The sequence below is a fragment of the Shewanella pneumatophori genome, from assembly GCF_023283895.1.
In the GTDB taxonomy this organism is placed as follows: Bacteria; Pseudomonadota; Gammaproteobacteria; order Enterobacterales; family Shewanellaceae; genus Shewanella; species Shewanella pneumatophori.
This window is the reverse complement of sequence record NZ_JAKILB010000005.1, coordinates 78155-98701: the sequence shown is the minus strand read 5'-3', so window position 1 is coordinate 98701 and position 20547 is coordinate 78155. Positions and strand designations below refer to the sequence as shown.

21 protein-coding genes are annotated in these 20547 nt (G+C 42.3%); 10 read left to right on the top strand and 11 right to left on the bottom strand.

Going from position 1 to position 20547, the window contains the following annotated elements:
- Window position 1: 1 nt before the first annotated feature.
- From djlA to L2740_RS09235, 3 genes are read right to left on the bottom strand one after another with little or no spacing between them, the layout of a single operon-like run.
- A complete protein-coding gene (gene djlA, locus L2740_RS09245) occupies window positions 2–781 on the bottom strand; it encodes a co-chaperone DjlA (protein WP_275974136.1) in 780 nt (259 codons plus the stop codon).
- Window positions 781–1449, bottom strand: coding sequence for an N-acetylmuramate alpha-1-phosphate uridylyltransferase MurU (gene murU, locus L2740_RS09240; RefSeq protein ID WP_248949810.1), 669 nt, complete (start codon window positions 1447–1449; stop codon window positions 781–783). The genes djlA and murU overlap by 1 nt, the downstream gene beginning before the upstream one ends.
- Window positions 1450–1476: 27 nt before the next feature.
- Window positions 1477–2487, bottom strand: a complete 1011-nt coding sequence (locus L2740_RS09235; RefSeq protein ID WP_248949809.1) for an aminoglycoside phosphotransferase family protein — start codon at window positions 2485–2487, stop codon at window positions 1477–1479.
- Window positions 2488–2642: 155 nt separating this feature from the next.
- Here L2740_RS09235 and lptD point away from each other — a divergent pair, with 155 nt between their 5' ends.
- The 7 genes from lptD to L2740_RS09200 all read left to right on the top strand — a co-directional run bounded on the left by lptD (window position 2643) and on the right by L2740_RS09200 (window position 12064).
- Window positions 2643–4967, top strand: a complete 2325-nt coding sequence (lptD, locus tag L2740_RS09230; RefSeq protein WP_248949807.1) for an LPS assembly protein LptD — start codon at window positions 2643–2645, stop codon at window positions 4965–4967.
- A gap of 127 nt (window positions 4968–5094) precedes the next feature.
- The gene (gene surA, locus L2740_RS09225; RefSeq protein ID WP_248469080.1) at window positions 5095–6399 is read left to right on the top strand and encodes a peptidylprolyl isomerase SurA; all 1305 of its coding nucleotides are present in this window, start codon (window positions 5095–5097) and stop codon (window positions 6397–6399) included.
- Window positions 6400–6404: 5 nt separating this feature from the next.
- Window positions 6405–7388: a 4-hydroxythreonine-4-phosphate dehydrogenase PdxA gene (gene pdxA / locus L2740_RS09220; RefSeq protein ID WP_248949806.1), complete on the top strand. Its 984-nt coding sequence runs from the start codon at window positions 6405–6407 to the stop codon at window positions 7386–7388.
- A gap of 16 nt (window positions 7389–7404) precedes the next feature.
- On the top strand, window positions 7405–8208 hold the full coding sequence (rsmA, locus tag L2740_RS09215) for a 16S rRNA (adenine(1518)-N(6)/adenine(1519)-N(6))-dimethyltransferase RsmA (RefSeq protein ID WP_248949803.1): 804 nt from the start codon (window positions 7405–7407) through the stop codon (window positions 8206–8208).
- A 490-nt stretch (window positions 8209–8698) separates the two neighbouring features.
- Window positions 8699–9079 (top strand): Co2+/Mg2+ efflux protein ApaG, encoded by a 381-nt coding sequence (gene apaG, locus L2740_RS09210; RefSeq protein WP_248949801.1) that lies wholly within the window; start codon window positions 8699–8701, stop codon window positions 9077–9079.
- 30 nt (window positions 9080–9109) lie between these two features.
- Complete coding sequence (locus L2740_RS09205) at window positions 9110–9943, top strand: symmetrical bis(5'-nucleosyl)-tetraphosphatase (protein ID WP_248949799.1); 834 nt, start codon at window positions 9110–9112, stop codon at window positions 9941–9943.
- A 99-nt stretch (window positions 9944–10042) separates the two neighbouring features.
- Entirely contained in the window at window positions 10043–12064 is a 2022-nt protein-coding gene (locus L2740_RS09200; protein ID WP_248949797.1) for a methyl-accepting chemotaxis protein, read from the top strand.
- 101 nt (window positions 12065–12165) lie between these two features.
- On the opposite strand, the gene L2740_RS09195 is transcribed toward L2740_RS09200, so the two are convergent.
- The 7 genes from L2740_RS09195 to rplU all read right to left on the bottom strand — a co-directional run bounded on the left by L2740_RS09195 (window position 12166) and on the right by rplU (window position 16392).
- A complete protein-coding gene (locus L2740_RS09195; protein WP_248469086.1) occupies window positions 12166–12561 on the bottom strand; it encodes a DUF3718 domain-containing protein in 396 nt (131 codons plus the stop codon).
- 100 nt (window positions 12562–12661) lie between these two features.
- Window positions 12662–13144, bottom strand: coding sequence for a type 3 dihydrofolate reductase (folA, locus tag L2740_RS09190; RefSeq protein ID WP_248949795.1), 483 nt, complete (start codon window positions 13142–13144; stop codon window positions 12662–12664).
- A gap of 105 nt (window positions 13145–13249) precedes the next feature.
- Window positions 13250–13723 (bottom strand): threonine/serine exporter family protein, encoded by a 474-nt coding sequence (locus L2740_RS09185; RefSeq protein ID WP_248949793.1) that lies wholly within the window; start codon window positions 13721–13723, stop codon window positions 13250–13252.
- The gene (locus L2740_RS09180) at window positions 13720–14481 is read right to left on the bottom strand and encodes a threonine/serine exporter family protein (protein WP_248949791.1); all 762 of its coding nucleotides are present in this window, start codon (window positions 14479–14481) and stop codon (window positions 13720–13722) included. Before L2740_RS09180 ends, L2740_RS09185 begins: the two co-directional genes overlap by 4 nt.
- Before the next feature lie 27 nt (window positions 14482–14508).
- Entirely contained in the window at window positions 14509–15672 is a 1164-nt protein-coding gene (gene cgtA / locus L2740_RS09175) for an Obg family GTPase CgtA (protein ID WP_248949790.1), read from the bottom strand.
- A 138-nt stretch (window positions 15673–15810) separates the two neighbouring features.
- Window positions 15811–16065 (bottom strand): 50S ribosomal protein L27, encoded by a 255-nt coding sequence (gene rpmA / locus L2740_RS09170; protein WP_012154114.1) that lies wholly within the window; start codon window positions 16063–16065, stop codon window positions 15811–15813.
- Window positions 16066–16080: 15 nt separating this feature from the next.
- Entirely contained in the window at window positions 16081–16392 is a 312-nt protein-coding gene (gene rplU / locus L2740_RS09165; RefSeq protein WP_028765847.1) for a 50S ribosomal protein L21, read from the bottom strand.
- Window positions 16393–16674: 282 nt separating this feature from the next.
- Between rplU and ispB the strand changes: the two genes are divergently transcribed.
- Window positions 16675–17646 carry an octaprenyl diphosphate synthase gene (gene ispB, locus L2740_RS09160; RefSeq protein ID WP_248469091.1) on the top strand — a complete coding sequence of 324 codons (972 nt, stop codon included), beginning with the start codon at window positions 16675–16677 and terminating at the stop codon, window positions 17644–17646.
- 74 nt (window positions 17647–17720) lie between these two features.
- Here ispB and mdh read toward each other — a convergent pair whose 3' ends face one another.
- Complete coding sequence (gene mdh, locus L2740_RS09155) at window positions 17721–18656, bottom strand: malate dehydrogenase (protein WP_248949788.1); 936 nt, start codon at window positions 18654–18656, stop codon at window positions 17721–17723.
- 351 nt (window positions 18657–19007) lie between these two features.
- On the opposite strand from mdh, the gene argR reads away from it, so the two are divergent.
- Together argR and L2740_RS09145 are read left to right on the top strand one after the other, a co-directional pair.
- Window positions 19008–19478: a transcriptional regulator ArgR gene (argR, locus tag L2740_RS09150; protein WP_248469093.1), complete on the top strand. Its 471-nt coding sequence runs from the start codon at window positions 19008–19010 to the stop codon at window positions 19476–19478.
- 458 nt (window positions 19479–19936) lie between these two features.
- Window positions 19937–20407 (top strand): cupin domain-containing protein, encoded by a 471-nt coding sequence (locus tag L2740_RS09145; RefSeq protein ID WP_248949785.1) that lies wholly within the window; start codon window positions 19937–19939, stop codon window positions 20405–20407.
- Window positions 20408–20547: the final 140 nt, after the last annotated feature.

Here is a 20547-nt window from a genome sequence, read left to right as displayed (position 1 = left end):
GTTAGCGCATACCTCTTTCACCTTTGACTCTATCATAAGCCGCTTGAATATCTTGCGCTTTTGTCTTGGCAAGTTCCATCATTTCAGCCGGTAATCCTTTCGCCACTAATTTGTCTGGATGATGTTCATTCATCAACTTTCTATAGGCGCGCTTGATATCTTGGTCTGAATTAGACTCTGACATGCCAAGCACCTCATAAGCATCTTTAATTGATGTTTGATGACCAGCGCCGCCGCTACGGTGGAAATTAAATTCGGCTTGCCATCTTGCAAGCAAATCGTCGAGTTGCTGCTGACTAAAGCCGAGCTCTTTGGCCACAGTCGATAAAATAGATCGTTCTTTTTGATCTAATTGAGCATCAGATAGTGCCGTTTGAATTTGGATCTCCAAAAACATCTGTAGCACTTCTTTACGTCCCATTGAGATAATTCTAAAGGTCTTTAAACAGGCATTAAGGTCAAAGTCAGACTCTTTACCTTCACGAAATGCTGCTTGTGCATCTGCGCGCGCTTGGCCACTTAAATTAAGCTGGTCCATTAAAGAGCTCGCCATGCGAATATCATTTTCAGTGACATGACCAGACGCTTTAGCAACGTGGCCCATTACTGCAAATGTGGTATTAAAAAATAACGCCTGACGCTTACCACTATTGCTTATGCCAGCACTTTTACCGAATTTGCGGTCATACATATGCCCCAGCCAAAGCCCTAAAATCGCGCCGCCGAGACGTCCGAACATAAAACCGATAATAAAACCGAAAACCTTACCCCAAATACGCATTATCTAACCTTTTTACTTTCTCGAGCTTCAATTTGTGTATGCCGCTGTATTGTACCGACATCACACCAAAAATGATCAAAATGATTGCCACTAACTTGTTTAGTTTTCATGGCTTGTCGTAATAGTGGTGCTAATGCAAATGCACCTTCTGGCGTATCATTAAATAATTGTGGATGGTAAATGCCCATTCCCGAAAATGTTAGCTTTGTCGAGCCTTGCTCAGCGACAAGCCCTTGGCTTAAGGCAAAGTCACCTTCAGGATGCTGACTAGGGTTATTAACTAACCATAGGTGAGCTAACATATTAGGCATCAGTGGCTTAATCTCTGGTAACTGGTCAATAAAAATATCACCATTGATAACCAAAAAAGGTTCATTACCTAAAAAGTTTAGCGCTTGCTTGATCCCGCCGCCCGTCTCTAGTGCTGAGTCCTCTGCACTGTATTGGATATTAACTTGCCACTGACTGCCATCGCCTAGCGTGTCAACTAGCTTATGTCCGAGCCAAGCATGGTTGATCACTATCTCTGAAATACCAGCTGCTGCGAGTTTTTCAATGTGATACACAATTAATGGCTTGCCAGCAACTGGGACTAAAGGCTTAGGGATTGAATCAGTCAATGGCCGTAAACGCTCTCCGCGCCCCGCCGCTAAGATCATTGCTTTCATTGCATGCCTTTTATTTAAATTAGATATTTAAATCGAGTTGTTTAGTGCATTTATCGCCGGAATTATGTCTTCTGCGATCCACACAGAAAATGCCTTTAACTCTACATATCTGCCTGCTATATCGCGGATATATTCAAGCGTCAACGGAATGTCTGCCATATAAGCAGGTTTATTGTCACGATAATTTAGTCTGGCAAAAATACCGACTGCTTTTACATGACGCTGTATTCCCATAAGATCAAACCAGCGCTGGTATTGCTCAATGCTAGTCTCTGCGGGAATGAGTTTATTCGCAATGCACTGTTTATAGTGCTGCAGCATAAGCCTCTCAACATCGGAGTCAGGCCAGCGAATATAGCAGTCACGTAGTAAAGACACCGCGTCGTAAGTCACAGGCCCTATAACGGCGTCTTGAAAGTCGATAACTTTTAACTGACCATCTTGAAGCATTAGATTACGGCTATGGTAATCTCTGTGCATACCAGCTTGAGGTTGTGATAGCGCACTATCGGTTAATATCTTAAAGGCTTTAGTGGTGCGGCTTTTGACTTCTTCTGCCGGTAAGCCTAAATGATGTATAGCTAACCATTCACAAAAGATCTCTAACTCACGTTCAACAAAAGCTTTATCGTAGTTGGGTAAAGGGCCTGCACTTGTCGTTGTGACTTTTGCAATATCAGTCAGTAAAACCAATGCCTCAGAATAATACTTTTGTAAGCTTTGCTCGTTTAACACCGACAATAGCTGCACATCACCTAAGTCACTTAGCAGCATAATCCCTAAAGGCTGGTCGCTTGCTATCACCTTTGGCACAGCAATACCTTGACGTGAATAACTGTCCGCCAATTGAATAAACGGTGCAATATCGATAAGGTTAGGCGGTGAATCGACTACAATATATGACAAGTCATCGACAAAAACTCTAAAGTAGCGCCTAAAGCTCGCATCGCCAGATATCAACTGTGGCGAGACATTTACATTAAAATACTGGTTTAGCCATGCATTTAACTGAAGAAATCTAGGATCTGACAAGGGCACCTCATGGCTCTTAAGAAGAAATTGCTTTATTATAACGACAAAATGGAAACAGCTAAGCAATTGAAAAAATTTATTTGGCTGAGTTGCCCAGGTAAGGGTCAACTTTTCTCCTCTTTCACTGTCCAGACTAAGAAATCATAATTAATTGACCTAAGATGCAGATCCGTTATTTTCTGGCCTTGAGCCTGCTTCCCCAATTAGTCTTAGCAGACGAAACCGAAACTGTGACCACATCTGGCGCACAATGCGTAGTTGTACCTCCAGTAAAGCCTTATGTGCCGCTTTATGAGCTCAATACCCCTGAGGATTTAGCCCGCATCTACATTAGCTCTGACCGTTCAGATGCGCAAATGGGCAAACAAGCAACATTTTCAGGCAATGTGAACTTTAGCCAAGGCGGACGTAATGTTGCCGCAGATGAAGCGATTCTGAATCAAGAAGCTGAAGAACTAGAAGCTAACGGCAACTTAGTCTTTCAAGACGAAATGTTTACCGTCACAGCAAGTTCATTGGTAGCTAAAATGCGCAGCAATAGCGCTGTATTAAGTGGCGCTAAATATTGGCTGCATGGGCAGCAGATCCATGGTGATGCTGAAACATTAGAGATCACCCAAGAAAACAATCTACTACTCGCTGGAACAAACTTTACCACTTGTCCTGGTGATGATCCGGCGTGGCTGTTAGAAGCTGACCGTATCAAAATTGACAGTACTGAAGAGTGGGGCGAGATTTGGGACGCTAAGATCAAAATTGGTGGTGTGCCTGTTATGTATGTGCCTTACATGACAATTCCAGTCTCTGACAAACGCAAATCTGGTTTCCTATTTCCAAGTTTCAGCACCAGTACTACCAATGGTGTAGAGGTTGCTACGCCTTATTATTGGAATATTGCACCTGAATACGATTTAACCTTTACCCCAAACTATATGTCAGCTCGCGGCCTATTTACCAAGACTGAATTTAGATATTTAGCGGGTGAAAAACAGCAAGGCCAGTTGAATCTAGAATACTTAGCTGATGACGACAAATTACTCGGTAGCCCAGACCGTTACCTCTATCACTGGGAGCATAGCGGCGCCATTAACAAAAACTGGCGAGTACTGGCTAACTATACCGATGTATCGGATAACAACTACTTTAACGACTTAAGCTCTGATGTGCAGCGCGCGACAGATAACCAATTAACCCGCATTGGTGAAGTTGCTTATTTTGAGCAAAACTGGGATGTCAGCGCCCGTGTGCAAGATATTAAAGTGCTCGGTGAGGACGAAAAACCTTATCAAGTTATGCCACAATTTGCGTTTAATTACCGCGCGCCTAGTTATTGGCACGGACTGGATTTTAATTTCAATAGTGAAGTGACTAACTTTGAGCACCAAGACAGTGAGTACTCAACTGCAACCCGCTTACATTTAGAGCCGAGTATTTCTTACCCAATTCATGGTCCAGCAGGTTCACTAACCAGTGAAGTTAAACTACTGCAAACCAATTACTGGCAAGATGATCGCTCAAATCTAATGACATCAGAACTCGATGACACAGTGAATCGTACCTTGCCGCAAGTGCGCATTCATGGCCAAATAAACTTTGAGCGTTTTACTGATTATTTTGACACTAATTATCGACAAACATTAGAGCCTCAATTCCAGTACCTGTATGTCGGTTATGAAGACCAGTCAAACATAGGTATTTACGATACAGCATTATTACAAGAAGACTATAACGGTCTGTTTAGAGAGCGCCGCTTCTCAGGTTTAGACCGCATCGCCGATGCCAATCAATTCACTCTGGGTTTAACAACCAGAATGTTTAATGAACAAAACCGCGAAGTGTTTAAGTTCAGCTTAGGTCAAATCGTCTATCTACAAGATAGTCGCGTCGGTCTTAACGATGTTAATGGAACTAGCGACACATTCGTACAAGAAAATACCTCTAATTCAGCCATCGCCGCAGAGTTAACAACTCAGCTTTATTCTGACTGGTTCTTAAGTGGTTCGATTCAATACGATGCTAAAGAGAGTGAAAATAAAAAGAGTGAGGTCACTGTCGACTATCGTCCAGGCGAAAACAAGTTGCTGCAAGCTAGTTACCGCTATGTGCCGGATCTACTGAACACCAACACTAATGAGTCTGTCGATATTAAGCAGTTAGGCTTTCGCGGCGCATGGCCAATTAACGACAGCTTATATTTAGTCGGTAACTGGTATTATGATCTAAATGAAAGTCGCGCCGTAGAAACCTATACCGGCTTTCAATATGAATCATGTTGTTGGGCAGTGCGTTTGAGTTATCATTACCGCATCAAAACCAATTATATTGACGAAAATAATCCGGTACAGGATACTCGAGAGCTATTTGAAAGCGGCTTCTACCTGAACTTTGTAGTTAAAGGACTCGGTGGCTCGGGCCCGTTAGGCGTATCAGACATGTTGGATGATGGTCTATTTAATTATCGTAAACCGCTTTATTTGAAAAATTAGCAAACAAATAACTTAAAAAAATGCTGAACCTAGCTGACGACATGCAGTCAAAGCAGGACTAAAGAATCATTAGCGCGGTCTGTAAATACCGTAAATGACACTCAATAAATGCCAAGGATTTTAGTGGATGAAACGCTGTAACCAATTAATTTTTGCCCTGTTAACTTTGGCGATGAGCCAGACGATTCAAGCAGCCCCGACGCCACTTGACCGCGTCACTGTGCAGATAAACGAAGGGATTATTCTAGAAAGCGAAGTCAGTGGAATGGTGAAAACCATTAAAGCCAATGCGGCGAACGCTGGCCAAAAGTTGCCTTCAGATACAGCTCTGAGAACTCAGGTGATTGAACGACTGATCTTAACTCGTTTACAGCTTCAAATGGCAGATAGGATTGGTTTACATATTGGTGATTTACAATTAGACCAAACTATTGAAAATATCGCTAAAGAGCAAAATATCACGGTTTCACAAATGAAGGCGCAAATCGAAAGTGACGGCACCACTTTTGCGCAATATCGTGAGCAGTTACGTGAAGAGATCACTTTAGGTGAAATCCAACGTATTCAGGTTCAACGTCGTATCCAAGTCTCGCCACAAGAAATTAATAACCTTGTAAAAATAATCAATGAACAAGGGCTTAAAGATGTTGAATTCCAAATTGGTCACATCTTGATTGACGTCCCAAGCGACGCCAACAGCCAACAATTAGACGCAGCAAGTAAGCGAGCTGCGGCAGTACTAAAAAGACTAAACGATGGTGATGACTTTAGAAGTATCGCTATTGCGGCATCCTCTGGCCCAAAAGCGCTAGAAGGTGGTATTTGGGATTATATGAACATCAACGAAATGCCGACTTTATTTGCTGAAGTCGTTGGTGATGCTAAAACTGGTGATATAATCGGCCCAATTAAAAGTGGTTCAGGCTTACACATTATTAAGATAATGGACGCTCGCGGTTTGCAAACTCAAGAAATTGAAGAAGTTAAATCTCGTCATATTCTGCTTAAGCCATCACCAATTCTGTCAGAAGAGCGTGCAAAAAGCATGATGGACAGGTTCCTTGAACAAGTAAAATCAGGTGAAGCTAAGTTTGAAGACCTAGCGCGTCAGTACTCAGAAGATCCAGGTAGTGCAGTTAAAGGTGGTGAATTAGGTTGGGCAGATCCGAACATCTACGTACCCGCGTTTGCTCAAGAACTAAATAGCCTAGAAATTGGCCAGTACAGTGAACCATTCCGTTCAACACACGGCTGGCACATAGTACAGCTAGAAGATAAGCGTACTACTGATGCAACTGATAAGTTCAACACAAACCGAGCACATCAGCTGATATTCCGTCGTAAGTTTAATGAAGAATTACAAAACTGGTTAGACGAAATGCGCGCAGAAGCCTTTATCGATATCTTTGAGCCAGTATCAAACCGAGGTTAATACTATTGTCGACTAAACGCATAGCCATCACGCCGGGTGAACCGGCGGGTGTAGGCCCAGATTTAGTGATACAACTAGCTCAGCAGGCATGGCCTGCTGAGCTAGTCGTTTGTGCCGATCCACAATTACTGCAATCTCGTGCTAAAAAACTTGGTTTACCAATTCAACTACGTCCTTATCAACCAAACCAACCACCAAAGGCCCAAGAAGCCGGCACATTAACCATAGTGCCATTCTCATTAGAAGCTGAAGCGGTTTGCGGTAAGCTTGATGAGCAAAATAGTGGCTACGTGGTTGAAACTCTGCGATTTGCAGGTGAGAAAAACATGGTTGGCGAGTTTGATGCGGTGGTAACCGGTCCGGTTCACAAAGGCATTATCAACGAGGCTGGTATTCCATTTAGTGGCCATACTGAATTCTTTGCTAACCAAGCAAACTGTCAAGATGTAGTGATGATGTTGGCAGCGCCTGGTCTGCAAGTGGCGTTAGTAACAACACACATACCTCTGGCGTATGTATCAAAAGCAATTACTCGCGATCGTTTGCACCAAATCATCAAGATTTTACATCGTGATCTAGTAGAGAAATTCGCTATTGCGTCGCCACGGATCTACGTTTGTGGCTTAAACCCTCATGCAGGCGAGGATGGTCATTTAGGCAGAGAAGAGATTGATGTTATTATCCCTGCACTAAATGAGTTACGTGAACTGGATATGGATATAGTTGGGCCTTTACCAGCAGATACTCTATTCCAACCAAAATACTTAGAAGATGCTGACGTTGTGCTTGCTATGTACCACGATCAGGGGCTTCCAGTACTAAAATCTAGAGGATTTGGCAGTTCGGTCAATATCACCCTAGGATTACCCTATATAAGAACGTCGGTCGACCATGGTACGGCCCTAGAGCTTGCAGGCACAGGCACTGCAGATATCGGCAGTTTCGTCTGCGCATTAAATAAAGCCATTGATTTGGCAGCCAAGAATTAGTGATAAAAGTTACCTCATGAGCAATAAAGTACATTTAGGCCATACGGCCAGAAAGCGTTTTGGACAAAACTTCTTAACCGACGAAAATGTGATTAATCGCATTGTTGGCGCTATTTCACCAGATAACGATCACGTTATGGTAGAAATTGGCCCAGGTTTAGCGGCGTTAACTGAGCCTGTAGCAACTAGTATCGACAAACTGATTGTTGTTGAACTAGATAAAGATTTGGTTGAGCGTTTACAAGAGCACCCAGTGCTTAAAGATAAACTCGAAATCCATCAAGGCGATGCATTAAAGTTTGACTTCAACCAATTGGTACGTGAAGACAAGCAGATGAAAGTGTTTGGTAACCTGCCATACAACATCTCTACGCCGCTTATGTTCCACTTATTTGAATTTGCAGAGCATATTGAAAACATGCACTTTATGCTGCAAAAAGAAGTGGTGTTAAGACTTTCAGCTGCGCCGGGAACTAAGGCTTATGGTCGCTTAACCGTAATGGCACAATATCACTGCCAAGTGATGCCAGTACTTGAAGTACCTCCAGGATGCTTTACACCACCACCAAAAGTTGATTCAGCGGTAGTGCGCTTAGTGCCTTATAAAAACAAACCATGGCCTTGTAAAGATGTTGAGCTACTAAGAAACTTAACCACTACAGCCTTCAATATGCGTCGTAAAACGTTAAGAAATAACCTTAAGCAAATGCTTTCTGATGAAGACTTTGCTCAGTTAGGTATAGATCCGACGTTGCGACCAGAACAAATTCGTGTCGACCAATATGTCGCAATGGCTAACCACGTATTTGATAAAAAGTAATTTTATTCATCTATAATTTTACTCTTAAAAATAGGGCATTCACTGCCCTTTTTTTATATTCTATTTATGCGTTTAATGACTGTTAATAGCCATCGCATCGATTAAATAGCAATCAACAACATTTCCGCGCTTAGCGAGAATTAAGCAGTAAAATCTATGCAAATTTTTATAACGTGTGAAACTCTGTATTCTGGCAGTTTCTTCCTGCTTTCTTCTGCTTTGAATAATCCCCCAAAGAACTAATGTTTATTGTAATAATTGCCCTAATTAGTTTGCCAAAAAATACTCTGCGTAGATCAACTTCTTATACTGATTGGTATAAGATAACCCGAGCTATTTCTTTGGTAGGAAAATAATGACACCAATCAATGTTAAGATTAGATAAGCCAGTGAAAGCTGACGCTTCTGTGAGTTTATTCAATAGTCGCGACACTCTGAGCTCTTCAACTTCTTATACTTATTGGTATGACACATCTTTTTAGGGGTTTGTATGAATCAATTAGCATCATCAGTTAGAGTTGACGTAAAAACAGCATATATCGAAACCCAATCCTCACCCGATGAAGACAAATACCTATTTAGCTACACAATTACTATCCATAACCTTGGCAACGAAGACATTACACTAAAAAGTCGTCATTGGTGCATAACCGATGCAGAGGGCCGAAAAAGTGAAGTTCACGGCTCAGGTGTTGTCGGGGAAACTCCAACGATCAAACCCAACTCCTCATATGAATACACTAGCGGTACCGTGCTAGAAACACCGTTAGGTGTGATGGAGGGAAGTTACACTATGACAGATGAGCAGGGACAAGAGTTTAAGGCAATAATCTCAGCCTTTCGATTATCTATACCTGGATTACTGCACTAACCATTATAAAATCATAATAAATAGGTAAAAATGGCAAACTATTTTGTAGGTGATATTCAAGGCTGTTTTAATGAACTCACCTTGCTACTTGAAAAAGTAGCTTTTAACCCATCGCGTGACACTCTTTGGGCTGTTGGCGATCTTGTGGCCAGAGGGCCAGGTTCACTTGAAACTTTACGCTTTTTCAAATCATTACAGGGTTCAGCAAAAGTCGTTCTCGGCAATCACGATCTTCACTTACTGGCCATACATGGTCAACTAAAGCGCGCGAACCCCAAAGATCATCTAAGCGAACTACTTGCAGCTGAAGATATCGCTTCTATCATCGACTGGCTAAGATTGCAGCCTTTGTATCAGGAACTTCCCGAGCAGCAACTCATTATGACCCACGCAGGCATTCCACCAAATTGGGAACTTGCAACTCTAAGGGCACGAGCTGACGCTGTGAGTAATATCTTACAGTCAACCGATTATCTAACTGCTCTCATTGCGCACATGTACACCAATGATATTGACCAAGACCTGCCTCAATTATCCAGCCTTGAGCAGCAAATTTATTGTATCAATGCCCTAACCCGCATGCGCTATATCACCGACTCTGGCGCGCTGGATTTTAACTGCAAAGCACCAATAGAACATTGTAACCATTCAAATTTAACTCCTTGGTTTCAACTTTCTCATAAGCTGCCCAAAGACTACCGCATTGTATTCGGGCACTGGGCCGCAATTATGGGGCAAACTCAACACGCTAACCGCTTAGCACTCGATACTGGTTGCTGCTGGGGAGAATACATGACTTTATGGCACTTAGAATCAGATCAGAAAATTACTCAGAATAAATTAAAAGACGTTAAACAAAGTTAAAAAAGAGTTAAACTATTGCGACATCTGGTCGATATAACCTATTAACTAGGTGTCGCCAAAACAGTGACTTTAAATAAAAATAATAACAATGGAGCGCTTATGAAGTTAAATGTAGCCACTAGAGTCATAGGTGGATTTACGGTTGTCACCTTACTATTACTCGTTCTCGGCGCTGCTTCTTGGTTCACCAACAGCCAACTAAAGACAAGCACTCAAGTTTTACAACAGTTAAGCCTTCCTGCCTTAGAATCCAGTAATCTGCTCACCCAAACAATTTCTCAGCAAGAAAAGCAGGTCTTAGTGGCTTACCATAGCCCTAATGTCGCCGAAATGCCGCAAGTCAATGCACAGTTTTCTGCCGCAGGTAAAATCTTCAATAGCGAGCTTGATAAACTTAGCGCATTAGTTAGCGATAATAGCGAGTTTACTGCCGTTATTAGCCAATTAGAGAGTGATTACTCAAAGTTCAATACGACAAGCAAACAGATGATGCAGGCACATGAAAATGCATTAGTCAGCGTGCAAAAAATTGTGACTCGTTACGATGATATTGAAATTGGTGCCGATGATACAGCTTCGTTACTACTCGACTTAATCGACCTTGAAATGAGTGAAGATCTAACCGAGCAAGAGATAGCCGCGACAGCAAGTAATCTAGAGCTTAGTTTTAGTAGCATTGTAAGTACGAGCTTTGACTTAATGGGGAGTAAAGACAAAGCCAAGTTTAATACAATTTCTAAGGAGCTTGATTACATAGTCAGTGATGCTAAAAGCAAAGTCACCTATGTCACCTCAAACTGGGAAGGTGTTGTCGATGCAGAGCTAATCAACGAGATCAATACTGAAGCCAATAACGTATTTAGCATGATAAGCGGCCGTAACTCATTAACTGAGTTAAAGCGAAACGAAATAGCATTTAATGATAGCGCTGCAAGTTTGCTTGAGGAAGTAGAGCGAAGTGCGCGCAGAGTGAACCAGCAAATGTCCACGCTAAATAACAATATCGAAACCATCTCCAATCAAATTAGTACTGACGCGATAGCGAATATAGATAGTGCCAGTATGCGTACTATTTTACTCATGTTGGTTGCCATCGTCGTTGCTGTTTTTGTGAGTATTGCAGTTGTAAGACCACTGACTCGCTCACTCGATAAAGTTAACCATGCGCTTAATGTTCTCGCATCAGGTGACTTAACTCATAAATTAGATGATTCAGGCCATGATGAATTTGCCAAACTATCAGCAAACTGCAATAAACTTGTTGATAGCCTACGCGGCTTAATTCAAGGAATTTTAGAACGTTCAGATCAACTAGCAGCCGCCGCAGAAGAAACATCAGCGATTACCGCGCAAACAACTGTTGGTATTCAGGAACAAAAAAGTCAAGTTGATCAAGTCGCTACTGCTACTACTCAACTAAATTCTAGCGCCCAACAAGTTACTGCCAGTGCAGATGATGCCCTTAGTCAAATAAAAGCAGCCGACGATGAAAGCCAACATATGCGTCTAATTGCTGATGAAAATAAGCGTACTATTTTGGCGCTTGCTGACGAAGTCTCTAAAGCGAGCGTTGTTATCAACAAGGTACACGCCGACAGCGCCTCGATAGGCTCTATCCTTGATGTGATCCGTGGTATTGCGGAGCAAACTAACCTACTCGCACTTAACGCCGCCATTGAAGCCGCTCGAGCCGGTGAGCAAGGTCGTGGTTTTGCGGTAGTAGCAGATGAAGTGCGCAGCCTTGCCTCACGAACTCAAGATTCCACACAAGAAATTCAGCAGATGATTGAAGTACTTCAACAAGGAACTCAAGAGGCAGTTGCAGTAATGGACCTAGGACGTACTCAGGCCAACTCTTGCGTTGATAAAACAGAACAAGCTAATAATGCTCTAGAAAGTATTAGCGATGCGGTACATCGTGCTCACGACTCAGGAACACATATTGCTCATGCAGCACAAGAGCAAAACCTCGTTAGTCAACAGGTGTCAGAAAAGCTTGAGCATATCGCCGCAATTTCTGAAGAAACTTCAACCGGCGCGGATCAAACGGCGCAATCCAGCCATCAGGTTGCTCAGCTAGCAGAAGAACTGCAGGCTTCAGTTAAAGAGTTTAAAGTGTAAAACGCTTGAAATTGAGGCTGCTGAAATAGCTGCTTTAGGCCAGAGAGCAAAAAATAGATAAAAAAATACCGGGGTAATCCCGGTATTTTTTATCGCTGTAATTAACCGCCGGCGATACGCGATTTAATCGCGCTGGTAATTTCACTGCCGCCATGGCCATTACTTTCAGCCCAGGCAACAATTGTTTGGCCGTCAGCTTCAGCAGAGCCTAACTCTGACGCAGGTAAACGCTTCGCAACAAAAGTCCCCACTTTATTAGAGCCACTTTTGAGTGCTGTTCTTAGCAGGCTATCGCCATTACAAGATACGCCACTATAAATATTACGTAGTTTTACTCGGCTCTCTTTTAACTTTTTACGCAAACGGTTTTTATCATCAGCCTGAACATAGTTGCAAATATTAGCAGCCAATTGGTCTTGATTAGCCGTAGCGGTTGATGAAATAGAAATTGAAGATGCCACCATCAATGTAGCGAGGCTTACAGACAACAAGCGCATCTGACACTCCTTATTTTTTTAGTTTTTATTTATTAGAAAAGTAGCGCTATCTAGTAGGCTTGCTTTATCGTTATACAGGGTACTAAACAACCCGTTAAATTTAACATTTTTTCACCAACTTGATAAAGCTATATTCAAGTTGTTTATCATTTTTAGCTACATCTCGAGATTCTTCTTGCCAGCTACCATCGTTCCAATCAGGAAAATAAGTATCGCCTTCAACATCGAGAGCAATTTCTGTAAGGTATAAAATGTCGGCTTGAGGTAACAACATGGCATATAACTGACCTCCGCCCATAATAACCAACTCTTCACACTCGCCAGCGGCCTGCTTAGCTTCAGCGAAACTTGTCACCGTAGTAACCCCTTTAATAGTGAGCTCAGCTTGACGGCTAATAACGATATTATGTCGACCAGGCAACGGACGGCCAATCGACTCGTAGGTTTTACGGCCCATAACAACAGGCTTACCTAATGTCATCGCTTTAAAGTGGCGTAAGTCTTCAGGAAGGTGCCAAGGCATTTGATTATCTTTGCCGATTACGCGGTTATTTGCCATTGCGGCGATCATAGCGATTTTCATAAGACTTCCCTTTAATTATTATTTCTAAAATAGATAAAACTGCCGTGCAGCTAGCGTAAACTGCGAGCATTCAACCATGAGTACTCAATCAAAGGCAATATTAAGCTATTTAATGACCGGCCGTGAGCGGAAATACAATAAGCTAGGCATAGCTAAACCAACAGATAGCGCACCTAAAATAAACACTGTTTTTAATCCATTACTAACCACTTCATAGATAAGCTCTGGGCTCATTACAGCTTGTGCCGTTAGTTGTACTAAACCAATAACAGTATTAAAGGCATAAGTACCAGGGATCATAGGAATGATTGCAGCCACAGCATACATTAATGGTGGAGCTAAATGCTTCTTAGCAAACGCGATGGTAACTACGCCAACAAGGGCTGCAGCTAGAAATGTTGCCCATTCAATAGGTAAGCCTAAGCTCAGCCACATAGTGCGGCTGCCGTGACCTAACGCTGCAGCAAGAGCGCAATAGGGTAAATATCGACGCGGCACATTAAATACCATCGCAAAGCCTATTGCAGGAATTGCCGAGAATAAAGCGTCGTTTAACATGGTCAACATTAGCGACATCATAGAAACAATCCGCCAATTTGCATCGCGATAGTGATACCAATAACAGAAGCAACTGTGAGCAAAGTTGCGTGGCCCCAGCGTGAGATCCCCACATTTAGCTGACCTTTAACCATATCTGATATTGAGTTAATCATAGGAAAACCTGGCACCAGCATTAACACACTTGCAGCCATAGGCAACTTAGGTGTATCGGTCCAGTCAAACTGATAACCAGTTTGCGCAATTAAGGTCGTTACAAATGCTGTAACACTGAAATTAAGTAGCAAGTTATAGTGACGTTTAGCGATAGATAAGCGCACAAACATACCTGTGGCCGATGCCAAAAACGTAATTAAACAAGCATTAAGGTCGCCACCAAACAAATGACAAAAACTCGCACAAGATAGGCCAATCATAGGCACTACATATTTTGCAGGGTAAGTTTTTGGTTGAATGCGGCCTACTCTTTTTCTTACTTCATTAAGGCCATAAATACCTTTTTCAGTCAGTAAGCAGATGCGTTGCAGTTCGCAAACCACGGTCATATTAATACCATGTTCCCGAATACGGCGGGTGGTGGTAATACAGCGGCCAACAGAAAGGCTGGTCAATACGAGTGAGTTAGAGGAAATAGAAATCTCCACACTTTCTAACCCTAAGGCGTGGCCTAGACGCTGAGTGATCTCTTCAACGAGTTCAGATTCAGCGCCATAAGCAAGCAGAAGTTGAGCAACTCTAACGACCTGACGAGTAATGTCATTTTGCGTTGTAGCGTACACCTTGTCTCAACTTCCTCTTATGCAAAATTATCTTTGGTAGATAATTTCTACATCATAATCATCATCGTCAAAATCATCATCAAAGTCATCGTCGTAATCTTCGTTGACTGATTCATTTGCACTTTGGTGATAGTTATCCCACTTAAACTCAACTTCAGCGTCAGCATCAACTTCTTCTTCAGGAGGAAGTGAATCGATAAAGTCTAATAGTTTAACGGCTAACTCAGCAGTACCTTCGCGGTTATAAGCAGAAATAGTGTAAACGTCGCCGTCCCACTCTAGCTCTTTAACAATGCGGTCAATACGCTCTTGTAACTCTTCTTCAAGCATTAAGTCAGCTTTGTTGATAACCAACCAACGTGGCTTGCTAGCAAGCTTTGGAGAGTGTTTCTCAAGCTCACCAACAATAGCACGTGCCGCTTCAACTGGATCACTACCGTCAATCGGCTCAACGTCCAAAATGTGCAGCAATACACGACAACGCTCAAGATGCTTTAAGAACTGAACCCCCAGTCCCGCGCCATCAGCTGCGCCTTCGATTAGGCCTGGAATGTCGGCAATAACAAAGCTTTGACCCGGTCTTGGATTAACTACACCTAAGTTAGGCACCAGTGTTGTAAACGGGTAGTCTGCAACCTTTGGCTTAGCTTTTGATACAGAACGGATGAAAGTTGATTTACCTGCGTTAGGCATACCAAGTAAGCCAACGTCTGCAAGTAATAGTAGCTCTAACTTAAGGCTACGAACTTCACCATCAGTACCTAATGTTTTTTGTCTTGGTGCACGGTTAGTACTACTCTTAAAACGAGTGTTACCAAGGCCATGGAAACCACCTTTAGCCACAAGCAATTTTTGCCCGTGTGTGGTTAAATCACCTAGAGATTCTTCGGTATCGTTGTCGATAGCGCGTGTACCAACAGGTACTTTAAGGATCAAATCCGCACCGCCGTGACCAGTACAATCACGTCCGCGACCATTTTTACCGCGCTCGGCGATATGGAAGCGTTCAAACTGATAAGTGATCAGTGTATTGAGGTTTTCATCAGCCTGCAGATAAACACTGCCGCCATCGCCACCATCACCACCGTCTGGACCACCATCCGGAACATATTTTTCGCGTCTAAAGCTAACGCAACCACTGCCACCATTACCGGCTTCTACACGGATAATAGCTTCATCGACAAACTTCATACCAACTCCTGGCACCACAGAATGAAAGAATTATACTCTTAACGATTCTAGTCGCCAAAAAACAATTTAACTTAATTTAAAAAAAACAAAGCCCCACCAATGGCGGGGCTTAATATCAATCTTAGCTTAAGCTACAGATTAATCTTCGATGCTGATGAACTTACGGTTCTGTGGACCTTTAACTTCAAACTTCACTTTACCATCGGTAAGAGCGAATAAAGTGTGGTCACGACCGATACCAACATTAACACCAGCGTGGAATTTAGTACCACGTTGACGAACGATGATGTTACCAGCTAGAACTGATTCACCGCCGAAGCGCTTTACACCAAGACGTTTACTTTCTGAATCGCGGCCGTTACGAGTAGAACCGCCAGCTTTTTTATGTGCCATGAGTTATTCTCCTAATTAAGCGTTGATAGCTGTAATTTTAACTTCGGTGAACCACTGACGGTGGCCCATTTTCTTATCGTGGTGCTTACGACGACGGAACTTAACGATAGTTACCTTCTCCGCACGGCCGTGGCTGATTACTTCAGCAACAACCTTACCACCTTCAACTAAAGGTGCACCTACGTGTACAGTTTCACCATCAGCAACCAAAAGAACTTGGTCAAATTCGATAGTTTCGCCTGTAGCAACTTCTAATTTCTCTAAACGAACTGTATGGCCGGCTTCAACGCGATGTTGCTTGCCGCCACTTTGAAAAACAGCGTACATAGCTATTTTACTCCGATATTTCTAACACGCCGCTCAAAACATATTTTTTTGATGCAGGGGTGCTATAAAAGCTTTAATGACAATGGTCGCGGAGTTTACGCTAAGAACTGGCTGCTGACAAGTCTTAATTAACATAGAATAAAAAAAGACCCAAATAACTCTCACAATTACTTACAACTGCTGTCTTGTACCGTAAATTTAGGTAGAATCCATTTATTATAACATTTAAGCCTTAATTGCGCTGTATGTTAACCAGCAGCCAACAAGAACTAGAGCCTACTTATGGATTTAAACGCCATTCGTCAATTGACTGATAGCGATATGCAAGCTGTCAATCAACTGATCTATAAACAACTAGAGTCAGATGTTGCCCTAATTAATCAACTTGGGTTCTACATAATTAACGGTGGCGGTAAACGCTTACGACCTCTGCTCTCTATACTAGCAGCTCGAGCCATAGACTATAAAGGTGATTCTCACCTAAAATTAGCAGCAATTATTGAATTTATTCATACCGCATCACTTTTACATGATGATGTAGTTGATGAGTCAATGCTGCGTCGTGGCAGAGAAACAGCCAATGCACTATTTGGTAATAGCGCCAGTGTATTAGTCGGAGACTTCCTTTACACCCGCTCATTCCAAATGATGACTGAGCTAAAGTCGATGGAAGTGCTAGAGATCTTAGCCGATGCAACCAACGTGCTTGCTGAAGGCGAAGTTTTACAATTAATGAATTGTAATGACCCCGATACCACTGAAGACAGCTACATGCGTGTTATTTACTGCAAAACAGCAAAACTGTTTGAAGCAGCGACTCGCTTAGCAGGCCTATTAGCTGATAGCCCTATAGAAGTGCAAACTGCATTAGCTGATTACGGTAAGTATTTAGGTACAGCGTTCCAATTAACTGACGACTTACTTGACTACACCGCTGACACTGAAGAGCTTGGTAAAAATATTGGTGATGACCTTGCAGAAGGCAAACCAACTCTACCGCTCATTTTCGCTATGGCAAATGGTAGCGATACTGAAAAAGCACTAATCCGTGAAGCGATTGAGAAAGGTGACGGTACCGAGCATATCGAAACGATTCTAGCTGCCCTTAAAAATTGTGGTGCGCTTGAATATACTGAGCAACGTGCAATCGAAGAGTCAGAAAAAGCCATCGCGGCACTTTCTATCATTCCAGATTCAGATTACAAGACCGCACTAATCTCACTGGCTATGATTGCGACTCAGCGTAGCAATTAATTGCGCGATTTAACTCGCTAGCTTAAAAACAAAAAGGGAGCCTCAAGGCTCCCTTTTTTAATTTGATAAACTGCTTATTTCACGAAATCGATACCTAGCTGGATATCAGCTTGTAATGTATCAAGCATTGCATCGCGAGCATTAGCTTCAAATGCACTGACTTCGCCATAAGCTAGCACTTCTTCAACACCGTTCTTACCTAGTACAACAGGTTGTGCGAAGAACTCTGCATGCTCACTGCCACCATCGACATATGCGCATTCAACAACATTTGCTTCGCCCTGTAGACCACGAACAAGTGATAGACCGAAACGACATGCTGCTTGACCCATAGACAGTGTTGCGCTACCGCCACCGGCTTTAGCTTCAACAACTTCAGTACCCGCATTCTGAATACGTGTAGTTAATGCAGCTACTTCTGCTTCAGTAAAGTTTACGCCTTCAACTTGAGAAAGTAGTGGAAGAATAGTTACACCACTATGACCACCGATTACAGGCACTTTTACGTCAGCAACGTTTAAGCCTTTAGCTTCAGCAACAAAAGTTTCTGAACGGATAACATCAAGAGTTGTCACACCGAATAAACGGTTTTTGTCGTAAACACCAGCCTTTTTCAATACTTCTGCCGCAATAGCAACCGTAGTATTTACTGGATTAGTAATAATACCGATAAGTGCTTTCGGACAAGTAGTCGCACACTTTTCAACTAGGTTACGCACAATACCTGCGTTGATATTGAATAGATCTGAGCGATCCATGCCAGGTTTACGCGCAACACCTGCAGAGATAAGAACCACGTCAGCACCTTCTAGTGCAGGAGTTGGATCTTCACCAGCAAAACCTTTCACGTCAACCGCAGTTGGGATGTGGCTCAAATCAACCGCAACACCAGGAGTAACTGGAGCGATATCATAAAGCGACAAAGTAGAACCCGCAGGTAATTGTGTTTTTAACAGTAGGGCAAGTGCCTGGCCAATGCCGCCAGCAGCTCCAAGTACAGCAACTTTCATAGTTATCTCCGTCAATTCTCGGATTTTTGTGATTTAGATCTATTTTTCTAATGCCGCAACAGTACTGGATTCACAATTAAATTTCAATTATCCCTTAGTCGTGTTCCGTATAATCTAGAACACTAATATAAAAGGGTTAACTCGCGAAGCGGGCAGGAATGAGACTTACGGGCAATTTGACGAGATAGATTAGAATGACAAAAATTAGAATAATCATTCTAACTTAAATAGGCAGTTATCGTCTATTGGCTCTGCCAGTGAATTTTTATTCATTAAAACGAATATTATTTGACAAGAATTGCTAAAATAATCATCATGAAGCAGATCTTATTGAATAAAGAATAAAAAAATATGCAAGCAAGTAAAAATCAAGATGATTTAGTTAAGACCTTCAAATCTATTTTAAAAGAAGAGCGATTTGGCTCTCAAAGTGAAATTGTCACCGCTCTACAAGCTGAGGGCTTTGGCAACATTAACCAATCTAAAGTTTCTCGTATGCTAAGCAAGTTCGGCGCCGTTCGTACTCGTAACGCTAAGCAAGAGATGGTTTACTGCTTGCCGGCCGAGCTCGGTGTTCCTACCGCTGGTAGCCCGCTTAAAAACCTCGTTCTAGACGTTGACCACAACCAAGCTATGATCGTGGTTAGAACCAGTCCGGGCGCGGCGCAGCTAATTGCGCGTTTACTTGACTCAATAGGTAAACCTGAAGGCATTTTGGGCACAATTGCTGGTGACGATACCATCTTCATCTGCCCATCTAGTATTCATAATGTTGAAGACACACTAGAAACCGTAAAGTCATTGTTTAATTACGCTGACTAAGTGTCACGCTATAATTACAATACCTGCGGTAAAAACACGTAAAAATATTAATAAACTTAATGCCATACAGAGATGTATGGCATTAAGTTTTGTTAAATTCAGCTTTAACAGCTCAATCTCCAAACAGCTCATTCCTGCCCTGCTCTAATAACCCAACTCAACTGACTATCCTTGCCACAAATCTAACTTTTACGCACTATCATGCTAAATCAGCTTAGCTTTTAATATTATCCACTCTGCGATCTGAGCAGATTCCCCAAACATAACTGCCGGTAATGCTAATACGCTCGCCTAAACTGACTTGGCGAATCGCAACTGTATTCTATAGCCAATCATTTTCTAGCCGAGTGACAGCCCTCTTCAAAGGTTGTTTTATACAATATATTGAATAGTGTCTTCTCTCTTGAGCAATTATCGTTATAATCCTTTATGACAGTTTTGTAAGCTGAGGGTGACTAATGCATAAGAGTAAAATAATAAATATCAATGATCTATGCTGGGAATCGTGGCAACACGAAGACGAATACGCCAGCGATCAAAAACATCTTGGTGATATGGCCGGTGGTGAAAAAATTGGTGTAACTATGGAGCGCTTACCACCAGGAAAGTCTTCAGCAGTTGCCCATTATCACACTAAAGAAGAAGAACATATTTATGCTATGCAAGGTGAAGCCACTTTGTATATCGACGGTGAACCTCATATATTCAGCCAAGGCCAATATATCTGTTTCAATGCCGATACAGGTATAGCCCATAAGCTATTTAACCATAGCGAAAACGACTTTATTTTTATCGTTGTTGGCAATAGAGATATTCACGACGTTGTGGTTTACCCTGAAAATAACAAAGTTCTGGTTAAATCAGTCAATGAGATTTATGCCCGTAGACCGACAAACTACTGGGACAAAGATGACATGCCGACTAAATAATACCAATCAGAATAAACATATGCTCGCTCAGTGAGAATTTAGCGGCCTTGAATGAGTTTGTTAAAAACGCTCTGAGTGGATCAAATTCTTATACTAATTGGTATAATATTCAGCCACAAAAAAACGCACCTAAGGTGCGT